The organism is Flavilitoribacter nigricans DSM 23189 = NBRC 102662, from assembly GCF_002646595.1.
Classification (GTDB): domain Bacteria; phylum Bacteroidota; class Bacteroidia; order Chitinophagales; family Saprospiraceae; genus Flavilitoribacter; species Flavilitoribacter nigricans.
This window is the reverse complement of record NZ_PDUD01000017.1, coordinates 104,537-117,269: the sequence shown is the minus strand read 5'-3', so window position 1 is coordinate 117,269 and position 12,733 is coordinate 104,537. Positions and strand designations below refer to the sequence as shown.

The window sequence follows — 12,733 nt, the reverse complement described above, 5'->3', positions numbered from 1 at the left end:
AAATACAATTTTACGGGCATCAGAAGAGGAGGTGACCGGGTAGGGCGGTCGGGGTACCGATGACAAAAGATATATCCGGAATCTGACCTGTCCTTTACTGCCGCGTGGCCACGCCGGTGCAGGTAAGGGATATCCTGAAAGCCGGTAACGCCGCAATATATTTGAAAGTGATCTGGTTACCGGCCAGCATTCCGTTTCCAAAGATCACCAAACCATCCTGGTCAAAGCTGTAGGTCAGTTCATTGCCATTCACTTTGCCGATCATCGTCACTCCGAAATCTCCCAGATTTTCAATGATCACTTCCGAGACATCGGTTGAGCTACCCGGACTGATGATCATATTCCAGGTATACCTGGTTTCGACCCCATTTTCGACACAGACCTCATCTCCCGCGTAAGCTCCGGTAAACTGATCCCGCTCGTAGGTGCAGTTCCCGTCATCGATACTGGCGTCCGGATCGTAGTTGGTGGCCATCACATCGGTACAGCCCTTATACTGACAGCTTCCATCATCTACATTTGCCTGCGGGTTGTAGTTTTCCGAAGCGGGGTCGGTGCAACCGGCATAAACACAGCTGCCGTCATCCATAGTAGCATCGGGATTAAAGCTGAGGGATTGGGGATCGGTACAACCGCCGACGTCTTTTTCACAGGCCAGGATCGTGAGGCTGAAAAGGGCCAGCAAACCGAGCGTAAAGGTTTTCAATGTCTTCATACCTTTGTGGTTTAATGATAAAAACATGGATAGGAAAAAACCTTACAGGACTGTTGAATGATCAAGGTATAGGGAATGCAAAAGGACTGCCTGAATGTAGCTTACATTGGGAAGATCGGGCTGGACAATTTTGCCAAATTACTGGATTAATCTTGCATCATTAAAATCTTCGAACCGGAGCATTGATAAAGACAGGAAAAGCAAGGCTGCCAGGGGGTGAAGAGTAGGGGAATTCTTAAAGATCGACTTTAGCAAATTTAACGATAGGATTCTGTGCCCGTGCAAAGCTGTAAGCTAATTTTAAAACCTACTATCGTAAACCGGATACCTTGAAATTGCTCTTTGAATGCGCCATTCCACTTGATAGAGGAATCCCATTGTATCTCCAGGGCGATGCCCTTCCCCGATCGGATCTCCATCATGCAGTTACAAATATTACAGGGCGATGCCCTTCTCCATGTCAGCTGCGTAAATATTTGTAGATCAGTAAGGGGGAGATACACCGAAGGGCGCAGCCCTGTCCATGTATTAATCTGGAATGTCCGTTTTCCTATTCTATTTACCGGACCCAACGTAAAATGCTATAGTCGAGCTAAAATGGGGATACAAGGTACGGGCAGCCGGACTTGCTACTATACCGGCCAACAATCGGTGGGCTCTGGTATTTGTAGCAAGTCCGACTTACACTTCTATTTCACGAGAAAGAGGGAGTCCAGCATCTGGTCGTCATCAAAGCGACCCGCCGGCTTATCGGTCATGTGGTTGTAAGTAGCGGCGATAAAGACCGTTTTGGAGGCCGAAACTACGGTGTGCAACAGGAGTGCCGCCAGGACCGCCGAAACGATGGCCAGTATGGGGTGAACAAAGAAAAGGGCAATGGCCGCAATGACGATGAAGAAATATCCCAACAGGTAAAATACGCCGAAAGAGAAATTGGCGCCGATGGATTCGCCCCATTTTTCCTTCATCATGGCTCCCGAACGTTTCAGCGCATCGATGGGGCCGAGATCTTCGTAAGCCAGGATCGGTACCACGAAGAAAGTGGCAATGGACCACACCATACCGATGATGCCGATCACGATCTGTCCCAGCCAACCGAGCCGGTCTTCCAGAAATTTAAGGATCACGCCGACGGTAGCGGCCAGTATAGCCCAGGAACCAATGGAAACGATCCGCGATCCACTGTAATTTAATCCCTCCTTGATGGTGGCTTCCTGTCCCGCGAATATCAAGCGGGCGCAATGCACCAGTGCCACGTTGAAAAAGACGATGATGAAATAACTGACGAGGTAAAAGGCAAACAGAATGGCGTAGAGCAGGATCTCATTGGTCTCTTCCAGGCGGTTGAAGAAAGCTTCAAAATCCCGTCCGAAGATGGCAAAAGCACCACCGAAGAAACTGAGACAAACGGCTACCAGGGCGATTCCCGAGAGGGCGGGAAAGACCAGCAGTTTTTTATTTTCCCAAATAGTTTTGAGACTGGTCATCCCAAGCGCCCAGCCATTGCTCATACGATCAAAAAAGGACATAGGTAAGTAGGTTTGAATGGTTAAAAATCTTACCTAAAGTAGGAGCAGCCGGCTGAAATAGAAACAATATTCGATCAACGGTACGTTTTCTGCGAAAAGCGACTCTCGTCTAGCGGTCAATTTTATTATCCAGCGTGGTTAGGAGCTGATCGATCGCTTTTTCCAGATCATCGTAGCCTTGCTGGGCGGAGCGTTGTTTGGCGGCGATCAGGCCTGATCGGTGCAGGCGGCGAAAGTCGCCGTAGGGGAAACCGTAGCGTCCTTTGGTCTCCTTGTTTTCGTCGGTGTGAATGCCCAGATACCAGCCGCCGTATTCCGTCCAGTCGTGGTCTTCCAGGAAATCGTTTTCCGATTCCGGACTGGGTTGGGCTTCGCTCCAGTCACTGTCCTTTACATACTGGTTGCTCTTGATAAGTTCCCGGGCTTTTTGCACGGCTTCCTGGTTCGTTTTCATGGTCTTTTCTCTGGAACGGGTGCGATGGATCACGAGTTCACCGAAGTTCGGTGAGTCAACGATCAATGCTTATTCTCCGGCTTCCTTCAGCAATTCGAGGATCTCCACTTCGAAGACGAGTGGCGTATTGGGCGGTACCAGCAGGCCGCCCTTGGCGTTCGGCAGACCCTCTTCTCCGTAGGCGAGGGGAGAAGTGACAAACAACTGGATCGTACCGCCGGGAGCGACGTTTTGCAATCCGTAGTTCCAGCCTTCGATCATATTACCGATGTAAAACTCCAGTGGTTTTTCCCGTACACGGGTATCATCGAATACTTTGCCGTCCAGGAAGTAACCTTTGTAGTGGACCCGGATGTAATCTCCCCACTCCAGCAGTTCACCTTCACCGGCTTCCAACACGCGGTAAAATACGCCCCGAGGGGTGCGCTCCAGCGGGATGAGTTCATTGATGGCGTAATTGATGATGGCATTTTGGTCCGTATCGCCCTGTCCCTGCGGTTCGTCAACGAGATAGGGAGAAAGCTGAAGGAATATCTGATCTTCTGATTGCTCCTCGGCGACTGGCTGCTCCGGGCTATTCGTGGCGGAAGTACTTTCTGCCTGTTCACTGCCGCCGCAGGCCGTGAGCAGCAGGGTAAAACCGGCGTAGAAAAGAAAATTTTTCATAAAGCTTGCTTTCCGGCTAAGGTAGCTATCCTCAACCGGCAAAACCTAAGGGAATTAGGGCAAAATTGATCAGCGGCCTGAAAAAGGAAGCTGAAATGGAGTGCCGATTCTTTTTAGGGAGATACACGGGCTGCAATTTCTCCGGCGGAAACTTATATTTGCGAAAGACTACGCTGTTCAAAACGAAAGCTATCAAAACATTAAACAAGTATGAATCCTTTCTTTAGAATCCTTTTCATTTTTCTGTCGGGCCTATCTTTCCATGCTCTGGATGCACAGGAATGGACAAGGGTAGCGCCGGGGATCTGGAAAGCTTCCGTCGGAGCCATTCCGGATATCTCTCTGTTGCGCGCAGCCGGAGCGGAACCCAATCTGGAAGCGCTGGAACAACTGCCGGAAGTTGAATTCCCACTTCCCACCGACCGCATTAGTCTGGAAGTGATCGACGGCCAGGTCCATCTGCGCTTTCCCCTGGAGCGTGAAGAGGAACTCTACGGACTGGGTTTGCAATTTAAAACTCACAACCAGCGGGGCCGTATTATGGAGTTGCACGTCGATCATTACGGCGGAGCGGACAACGGACGTACGCACGCTCCGGTGCCCTTCTACGTGTCTACTGCGGGTTACGGGGTATTGGTCGATGCGGCCCGTTATCTGACAGTTTACGCCGGAACGGCCATCCGGGTGGAGGCTGACGACCCGCCTTTGCTGCAAGATCGCAATACCGACAAACAATGGGCCGCCCAGCCGTATTCGGATGCCGTAGAAATACTCGTTCCGGCCGCCGGTACGGAAGTTTACATATTCGGAGGTCCGAGCATGCTGAAGGCCGTGCAACGCTACAATCTGTTTAATGGCGGTGGATGCCTGCCGCCAAAATGGGGACTGGGGTTCACCCAACGGGTACCGACGCTTTATTCCGATTCGGATATTTTGCAGGAAGTGGCCGACTTTGCGGACCACGATTTCCCGCTGGATTTCATCGGGGTGGAGCCGGGCTGGCATTCCATGGCCTATCCCTGCACCTTTGAATGGGACGAGGGGCGCTTCCCCGATCCGAAAGGCTTTCTGGAAAAATTGCGGGAACGCGGCGTCCGGGCTAATCTCTGGCTCAATCCCTACCTTTCGCCCCGGGGCAGTATGTATCCGGAGATTAAACCCCTGTCCGGTTCCCATACGGTCTGGAATGGCCTGGTGCCGGATTTTACCTTGGAAAAAGCCCGGCAACTATACAAAGATCATTTTACGGAACATCACATTGACCTGGGCGTCAGCGGCTACAAGATTGACGAAGTGGATGGCTACGACCGCTGGGTCTGGCCGGATGTGGCGACCTTCCCTTCCGGTACCAGCGCCGAGGAAATGCGGCAGATCTACGGGCTGATGGTCCAACGGATGACCGCCGATTGGTTTCGGGAAAAGAACCGGCGAACCTACGGACTGGTCCGGGCCTCTAATGCCGGAGCCAGTAGTTTCCCCTACGTGGTGTACAACGATTACTACAGTCATAAGGACTTTATTACCGCGCTGATCAACAGCAGTTTTATCGGGGTGCTCTGGACGCCGGAAGTACGGGCCTCTAAAACTTCGGAAGAATGGCTCCGGCGCATGCAGTCGGTCTGCTTTTCCCCGATGGCCATGCTCAACGCCTGGGCGGACGGTACCAAACCCTGGACGTTCCCCGAGGTAGAGGATGAGGTGCGGGCCGTAGCGCAGTTGCGCATGCGTTTACTGCCGTATCTCTATACTGCTTTTGCCCGCTACCGTTCGGAGGGGATCCCACCCTTCCGCGCTATGCAACTTTGGGAAAATAGCGACTTCCGGTCGGAGCAGCGGGGCGGCAACCTCAGCAGTGACCGAAACCCCTACGGGGAATATGCTTCCAAGGAGATCCGCTATCAGTATTTGATGGGAGATGCCATGCTGGTGGCCCCGATGTTCGAAGGGGAGGAAAGCCGATCGGTGGTATTGCCTCCGGGTAAATGGTACGATTTCTATACCGGAGCTTACGTTGGTGCGGGGGAAGTGATCACGGTGACGCCGGGGCTGGACCAGATCCCATTGTTTGTCAGGGACGGCGGGATCGTCCCCATGATTGCCAGCCGGAACCAGATGCCGGGGCCGGACGAGATCTTGCCCTTGGAAATCCGGCATTATGGCCAGTCGCCCGGAAGTTCCCGACTCTACGACGATGATGGTACGACCTTTGACTACGAGCGGGGTGCCTTCTCCTGGGCTGATCTCCGGGTAAAACGGCAAGGGAATCAACTGCGCGGAAGCATGCGGATCGACAATCCGGAATTTTTTCACTACCGGGAAGCCGTCAACTGGGTATTTATGACCCGGCCCTAAACCCGTAGAGCTGTGTGGAAACCTGGCATATGGTTTTTTAAATAGCAATGTCAATGGCAATTTCAATAACAAGTAAACGGCGATTGTTCGGTCAGTATATCATTTACCTTTTCGCCTGATTTTGCGGAATTGAAATTGCTATTGCCATTGGATGTGCCATTTTCCAAACCGCTTCGGTCAGTACAAAAGACCCTGTTGCCCTAAACCCGGGAAATCTACTATGCAAGCATTAACCGAAAATTTCAAATCAATGAATATCATCCAATTGGGAAAACTATATCTGCTACTTCCACTGTGTCTGGTCTTGGGATCGGGCGCTGCCCAAACGACTACGGACTGGTTACTGGACGGCTCCGCCTATAAAGCGAAAATGGAAACTAATTCTTCCCAAAACCCCAGTCGCATCATACTAACGAACGGTCTGATCAAACGTACTTTTCTGATCCGGCCCAATGCGGCTACCGTCGGCTTTGAAAATCTGGTAACCGGGGAGAACATCCTCCGCGGGGTCAAACCCGAAGCGGATATCACCCTCAACGGCGTGAAATACGACATTGGTGGTTTGAAAGGCCAGCCTAATTATGCCTTTCTGCGCACGGAAGATATTGCCGGATTGACGAATGATCCGGCCGCGATGCGCTATATCGGTTACGCTACCGGTCCGATCAAGGCCCCTTTTGAGTGGAAACAGGTACGGCATCATGCGCCCAATCCGAACTGGCCGCCCAAGGGGACTTATCTGCGGCTGGATTTTCAGATGCCGGCTGCAGATGCCGTGAAAAGCTCGGGGCAGTCTCTGCCCAGCGATTTTGGACGGGCGGCGTTGCTGCAAAGCGATATGACGCAGGTCGAACCGGACTGGACACTGGTCCATTCGGATACCCACGAGCGGAGTTCCTTCCAGAACGAAGGGAAGATCGGAGAGATCTACACCCCGGCCGGCACCAGCGTTTTTCTGGAACGGGCCTGGCCAGCGGGCGGTGCGGTACTCGAAACGACCATCGATGTGGGTACGGATGATAGTAAGGAATGGGGCCCGGGACTGAGTCTGGTGTGGCCCAATAAAACGATTAAGTTTTACCTCCGGCCCGGCGGCAATACCTACGATGACGGCGTGCCGATGTTTGGCCTGTGGGATGGTGAAAAAGAACAGCGGGCTGCCGGAGGCCGGCAGGAACTGGATATGAGCCGGCCCTGGGTACTTCGCCTGAGACTGGGAAAAGCATTTATTTACTGTGAGGCCAAACCGCTCGGCGGTACCTGGCGCGTGATCGAAAAGATCCCATTCGATGGAAAAGCGCCTACTGCCTTCCGCATCGGGAAAACGGATGCGCAGGGTAAGCGAGCGGACCGGACGGAATCCCCGGGTGAACTGGTGCGATTGCGGGTAATGGATTTTGCCGTCTACGCAGCGATGCAAATGGGGAAGGACGGGCCGTCCGAAGTACCTGATGTCCGGGTTTCACTGCACTACGAACTGTACGACGGGATACCGGTAATGAGCAAATGGATGACGGTAGAGAACCGCGGCAACCAGCCGGTGACGATCAACGATTTCACCAGTGACATCCTCGCCGCGGTGGAGTACGGCTCCAAAGTGGAGACCCGCGAATACAATGTGGCCAAGCCGAATATTCACGTGGAAACGGATTACGCCTTCGCCAGTTTCAATGTGGATGATGCCAACCACCATGTGGTCCACTGGGAAACGGATCCCGACTATTCCACGCAGGTGAACTACCTGCGGCTGACGCCCTGCCTGCTGAAGGTGTCTCCCGAAATAGGCCCGGAACAGGTATTGGAAGCGGGGGATCAGTTTATCAGTTTCCGTTCGTTCATGTTGCCCTACGATAGTTACGATCGGGAACGTCAAGGTCTGTCTCTGCGGAAAATGTACCGGACTCTGGCTCCCTGGACGACAGAAAATCCGTTGATGATGCACGCGCGCTTCGCCGACTGGGAGCAGGTGAAACGGGCCATCGACCAGAGTGCCGAAGTCGGCTTCGAAATGGTGATCCTGACCTTCGGTAGCGGTTTCAACATCGAAGATGACAGTGAGGAGTATATCGCCAAGATGAAACAATACGCCGAGTACGCCAAAAGTAAAGGCGTCGAGATCGGTGGTTATTCTCTGCTGGCCTCCCGCCGGATCGGCGACGGGCAGGATGTAGTGATGCCTCCCGGGGAACGGCCGACTTTCGGTAATTCTCCCTGCATCGGCAGCGAATGGGGACAGACGTATTTCAAAAAACTCTACAACTTTTACGAAAAAACCGGTTTCGCCCTGCTGGAACACGACGGCTCCTACCCGGGGGATGTGTGTACTTCCGAGGACCACCCCGGTCACCGGGGATACGGAGATTCCCGCTGGAATCAGTACCAGGTCATCGCCGATTTTTACAAATGGTGCCGGGCCAATGGTATTTACCTGAACGTTCCCGATTACTACTACATGACCGGCTCCAATAAATGTGGGATGGGATACCGCGAGGTCAACTGGAGCCTGCCGCGGGCCCAGCAGGTATTGCATACCCGCCAGAATATTTACGACGGCGCCTGGACCAAGACCCCGTCGATGGGCTGGATGTTCGTGCCGCTGACGGAATACCACGGTGGGGGAGAGGCGGCCACCATCGAACCGCTGAACGAACACCTGGATCACTATCAGAAAATGATGGTCAGTAACCTGGGCGGTGGGGTACAGGCCTGTTACCGGGGACCCCGTTTGTTTGATACCGAAGAGACCAAAGCCATGGTCAAAGCCTCGGTAGACTGGTTTAAAAAACACCGGGAAGTTCTGGAAGGGGACATCCTCCACCTGCGCCGGGCGGACGGACGTGATATCGACTACTGGCTGAACGTGAATCCGGGCGGCGAGGAAAAGGGACTCTTCATGGTCTTCAACCCGCTGGACCGGCCCGTGACCCGCACGGTGGAAATACCGCTATATTATACCGGACTGACCGATGAAGCCTCGGTTTCAAAAGAAGACGGGGCCGCCAAAACGTATACCCTTAGCCGGGATTATAAGATCCGGTTGGAGGTGGAAGTGCCGGCGAATGGGTATAGCTGGTACGTGATCAAATAATTTGGTCTGGGGATTGCCGGCGGATGCATTTATGGACTTTTCTACCTTTGGACCACTGCCGGTCCGGGTTATGGAGGTGAATAGCTATTTTTGTGCAACATCAGCTATTCTGGCATGTGAGAATTAAAAGCGCGTAAAATTCGATCTGATGAAAAAATGGACCTTTATGCTAGCCCTGTTGGTTGGCTGGAACTGTAAACCGAAGCCGATTGACCTGCCCGTGGAGCCGGACGCAGTCCCCACGTTCAGCGTCAATTACCGGGTATATGACATCTACCGGGCGTTGAACGATTGGCGGGGTTGGGCCTTTCTTACCGATGAGGCCGGTACGGTCCGGGAGGCACAGGAACTGGTCGCCGGGAAGAACCACCGGTTGGAACTCTACGAAACGCTGAGCGGATCGCTTGATTTTACCAAAATTGAGCTCTCTGCAAATAGCAGTCAGACCGATGCCCAGACCGTTACGCTGGAGACGATCACTCGGGTCAGTAGCGGGGCTCAGTTGAGCATTCCCCGTTTTAAGACCAGGGTTCGGCCATCGGCGGGCATCACGATCCACCATGTGCCGGATGATCTCGAAATTGTCGAGATCCCCCGGTATTCCGGGACTTTCAGCCAGGAGCATGATGCTGAGTCGGATATTCTGCAGATCAACTTTTCTTCCGGCTTTATCCTCGAAAACAACTTGCTGATCAAACTGAAACGCGCATCGGAATCCTTTTCCCGGGGGGCATTCCTGCAATTGATCGGGGATGGCCAACCGGTGATCCTGGATTATTCCGACCTTGATCTCACCTTCATTCAGAAAGAGATCAGCTTACCCTACGCCGATACCTGGGAACCCAGTATAGTCGGCGTGTGGGATGATTTATTGGAACAGCGCGTACTGATCGCCGGCCGGCAGCCGGACGGATCGACAGAAACGTTGGAAAGCATTCTTGTTGAAATACCCGAATCCAGTCCGGTGAGTTTTTACCGCCTCGATCTGCAGGCAGTTCGGGAGCCAGCCCGTACGGATGCCATGGCTTTTTATCAGTCCTATACTCAGCTGCCGGATCAGATCGAATTCGAACCATTGGAACTCGCCGGGCAGGCAAATGGAAATACCGTTATGCTCACTCAGACGGAGCAGCTGGACGTTATCCGCCTCGAATTTTACGCAAAGATCGATGTCCACCGGGTCTACTGGACCGTCTATCTCGATCCCGCCTCTACGGATCAGTACACCCTGCCGGATCTGCCACCGGCCGTGCTGGAACAATACCCATTTTTACAGGATCTGGAGTTTGCCGATCCGGTGCAGGTATCGGGATTGAAATACCTTAAGGACGGTGGTTATCAGACGCAGGTCTACAATTATCTCAATTGGGGGGATGACGCTTACTGGGAGTGGGAACTGGGCTTACTGGAAAGTTCCCGGGTACTGGACTAGAGAGGGACCTGAAAGACCTACCGGGTTTCCCCAACCCGGTAGGCCTGTAGTCCTGGAAACTATTGCTTGTGTAGCATTAAGGTTTTTTCCTGCTGCTGTCCGCTTATTTTCAGATAATAGATCCCCTTTTCCAGCTGCTCTCCCACGCCGGTCATCTGACTACTGAAAGGTGGCCGGTGATCCTCCAACATCCGTCCGAGAACGTCGTATATCCGAATGCGTTGCACCAGTTGGGGCTGGGAAAGCTGCAATTGCGTATGCGTCACAAAAGGATTGGGAAAGGCGCTGACCCCAAAGTCTGTTTGCCCGGTTTCGGGTAAGGCCGGATCTTCTCCCCGCACCAGATTACTACTTAGGTGCGCCTCGAAGTGCGACCAGTTCTTATTCCCTTTGAAGCTGATATAGTATTGGCCATTGATCCGGGGCGGCATTTGGTTGGACCAGGTATTGGTGTAGTCCACGCCGTTGATGAGTAACTTGATGGTATTCCAGGAATTGACCTTGAAAATATCATCGGAAGTTACCCAACAATAATTACCCGACCCTGTATGGGAAAACGGTACGGAAATAGGAATGGCATTGGAACAGGGCGGTGGCGAGGTGGTCGTCTCCGAAAAATTGGCCTGCACCGACAGATCACCATTGAGGGTGACCACCAGCGGGTTGCCCGAACCGGAGACGTCACCGCTCCAATCATCGAACTGGTAGTTCGTAGCGGGAGTAGCCGTAATGGTGACCTGCGTACCGGCATCGTAAATGCCCCCGGCCGGACTGAGGCTGACCGTGCCCTGGCCCTGTACCGAAGTGGTGATGGTATACTGGCTTGGTCCGCTACTGGTACGGTTTAGTACCAGGTGGTATACGCTCAAGGCAGGTAGGGTGGTGGTCAGGGTTCCGCTGCTGAGCGAAATATCACTGGCACTACCCGCACTGAGACTGGTGGATTGACTATTCAGCATGCGAAGGTCTTTGAAGGCGTGCACATAGCCGTTGTCATTCAGGGACAGTTGAACGGTCAGGCTGCTGTTGATCTGTTTATTCACCAGGATCAGGTGAAGGTCATCATCATCACTATCTACGGCGGCCCAGACGGAGCCATTGTCCGCCTGATCAAAAGTACTGCCGACGGATAGATCCCCGTAAGAGGCATCGGAGCCGTCATAATTACGGAACAACTGGTAGGCCGTAGAGGTGTAAGTATTGGTACTACCGGGAGCCAGATCCCAACGATTGGTGATCTCCACACCCTGATCGGCCACAACTCCCAGAAAATCAGCGATACCGATGCCGTGGGAAATATCCGTATCGTGTCCGTAATCGAATTCACCGATCATGATCTTTACACCGGGAAAGTAGGTGTCAATGGAGTTTTGCACCCGCACCAGGGTTTGCATTGCCTGGCCGCCCAGTTTCGCGTTGGTCAGCCAGCTCGGCTCGATGTAGGCCGGATCCCAGAGGGAACGGGGAAAATCCATGCGGGCCGAGCGGATATGATCCTGCGTAGAGCTGGACGTTCTCACAACCGTGCCGTTACCGTCGAAATTACCGTTGGAGTCGATCTTATGTTGCGGGTAGTTGTGAAAGGAGAGGATATCGATGAGCGGATAGCCTGCATTGTCGGAAGCCGTTTTCAGCTCATCCAGGAAGTAGGAGATAAACCAGTCGTAGCCGTTGCCGACGGTACCCCAGTCGGGCGCATTTCCGAAATCGAAAATATTGATCCCCGCAAATTCCCCGGCCACGATCTTGATATTCGGGTCTACCGATTTCACTGCAATGGCCGCATCGATCACTTTTTGGACGTAATCGGCCGCATTTGGAGGAGCGGAGACCAGCAGATCGTGGGTGGTTTCCCAGAGCGCCGGTTCATTGTCGAGTGCAATGTATTTCACTCCGTTCGCCGTGGTCGCATCCCCGAAGGTCTGCACCAGATAGTGAATGGATTCATCCAGGTAAACGACGGCATCATTGCCATCCGGTGGCAGCGAAAATGCGGTGGGTTTTTCGTAGACCAGATCGTGCCAGCGGGAGGAAGGAGGGGAGGTCAGGTTGGAACCATCCTTATCCGCCGCTACCCAACCGAGGATAGGAACGGTGATCAGGGAGGTAATGCCCGCATTGAGGTTGTCCTGGTGAAAAACGCGGTAGGCTTCTCCGGGTACATCCTTATCGGCCGAGGGGACGCCGATCAGGTTTGGAATGCGGTTGTCATTGGGATAGGTCTGGTTGTCGTGCCCGGAATTGGAGGCACCGTTCTCCCAGTTGAAAACGCTCATTCGGTTGCCGCCCAGTCGACGGATGGTCCAGTTCTCGACCCCGGCCGGGGATTCGTGATCCTGGTTAAAACCGTAGATCAACGGACTGATCGGATGGGTATCTCCGAAGTCCAGAGCGGCATTGATGGTGGTTTGGGCTGCCAGGTGGAATAGACCGGACAGCAGGAGGAAAAAGGTTAAGGAGTTCTTCATTGTTTTTGAATTTTCTTGTGGTATAAAGC

At 53.2% G+C, this 12,733-nt stretch carries 8 protein-coding genes; 3 read left to right on the top strand and 5 right to left on the bottom strand.

Annotated features, from left to right (window positions below; translation table 11 throughout):
* Positions 1-94: 94 nt before the first annotated feature.
* From CRP01_RS09670 to CRP01_RS09655, 4 genes are all read right to left on the bottom strand, one after another.
* Positions 95-715 carry a hypothetical protein gene (locus CRP01_RS09670; RefSeq protein ID WP_099149826.1) on the bottom strand — a complete coding sequence of 207 codons (621 nt, stop codon included), beginning with the start codon at positions 713-715 and terminating at the stop codon, positions 95-97.
* 689 nt (positions 716-1,404) lie between these two features.
* On the bottom strand, positions 1,405-2,244 hold the full coding sequence (locus CRP01_RS09665; RefSeq protein ID WP_099149825.1) for a DUF6159 family protein: 840 nt from the start codon (positions 2,242-2,244) through the stop codon (positions 1,405-1,407).
* Between the two features lie 109 nt (positions 2,245-2,353).
* Entirely contained in the window at positions 2,354-2,698 is a 345-nt protein-coding gene (locus CRP01_RS09660; protein ID WP_099149824.1) for a hypothetical protein, read from the bottom strand.
* A 69-nt stretch (positions 2,699-2,767) separates the two neighbouring features.
* Positions 2,768-3,364 carry an FKBP-type peptidyl-prolyl cis-trans isomerase gene (locus tag CRP01_RS09655; protein WP_099149823.1) on the bottom strand — a complete coding sequence of 199 codons (597 nt, stop codon included), beginning with the start codon at positions 3,362-3,364 and terminating at the stop codon, positions 2,768-2,770.
* 210 nt (positions 3,365-3,574) lie between these two features.
* Between CRP01_RS09655 and CRP01_RS09650 the strand changes: the two genes are divergently transcribed.
* From CRP01_RS09650 to CRP01_RS09640, 3 genes are all read left to right on the top strand, one after another.
* Positions 3,575-5,716, top strand: coding sequence for a TIM-barrel domain-containing protein (locus CRP01_RS09650; RefSeq protein ID WP_099149822.1), 2,142 nt, complete (start codon positions 3,575-3,577; stop codon positions 5,714-5,716).
* A gap of 250 nt (positions 5,717-5,966) precedes the next feature.
* A complete protein-coding gene (locus CRP01_RS09645) occupies positions 5,967-8,804 on the top strand; it encodes a hypothetical protein (protein WP_099149821.1) in 2,838 nt (945 codons plus the stop codon).
* Positions 8,805-8,952: 148 nt separating this feature from the next.
* Positions 8,953-10,236: a hypothetical protein gene (locus CRP01_RS09640; RefSeq protein WP_099149820.1), complete on the top strand. Its 1,284-nt coding sequence runs from the start codon at positions 8,953-8,955 to the stop codon at positions 10,234-10,236.
* A 59-nt stretch (positions 10,237-10,295) separates the two neighbouring features.
* Here CRP01_RS09640 and CRP01_RS09635 read toward each other — a convergent pair whose 3' ends face one another.
* Positions 10,296-12,704 (bottom strand): glycoside hydrolase family 44 protein, encoded by a 2,409-nt coding sequence (locus CRP01_RS09635; protein WP_099149819.1) that lies wholly within the window; start codon positions 12,702-12,704, stop codon positions 10,296-10,298.
* Between the last annotated feature and the right edge of the window lie 29 nt (positions 12,705-12,733).

Coding starts and splice junctions, on each gene's coding strand:
- CRP01_RS09640 (WP_099149820.1), top strand. CDS start 8,953: ATGAAAAAATGGACCTTTATGCTAGCCCTGTTGGTTGGCTGGAACTGT.
- CRP01_RS09670 (WP_099149826.1), bottom strand. CDS start 715: ATGAAGACATTGAAAACCTTTACGCTCGGTTTGCTGGCCCTTTTCAGC.
- CRP01_RS09645 (WP_099149821.1), top strand. CDS start 5,967: ATGAATATCATCCAATTGGGAAAACTATATCTGCTACTTCCACTGTGT.
- CRP01_RS09660 (WP_099149824.1), bottom strand. CDS start 2,698: ATGAAAACGAACCAGGAAGCCGTGCAAAAAGCCCGGGAACTTATCAAG.
- CRP01_RS09635 (WP_099149819.1), bottom strand. CDS start 12,704: ATGAAGAACTCCTTAACCTTTTTCCTCCTGCTGTCCGGTCTATTCCAC.
- CRP01_RS09655 (WP_099149823.1), bottom strand. CDS start 3,364: ATGAAAAATTTTCTTTTCTACGCCGGTTTTACCCTGCTGCTCACGGCC.
- CRP01_RS09650 (WP_099149822.1), top strand. CDS start 3,575: ATGAATCCTTTCTTTAGAATCCTTTTCATTTTTCTGTCGGGCCTATCT.
- CRP01_RS09665 (WP_099149825.1), bottom strand. CDS start 2,244: ATGTCCTTTTTTGATCGTATGAGCAATGGCTGGGCGCTTGGGATGACC.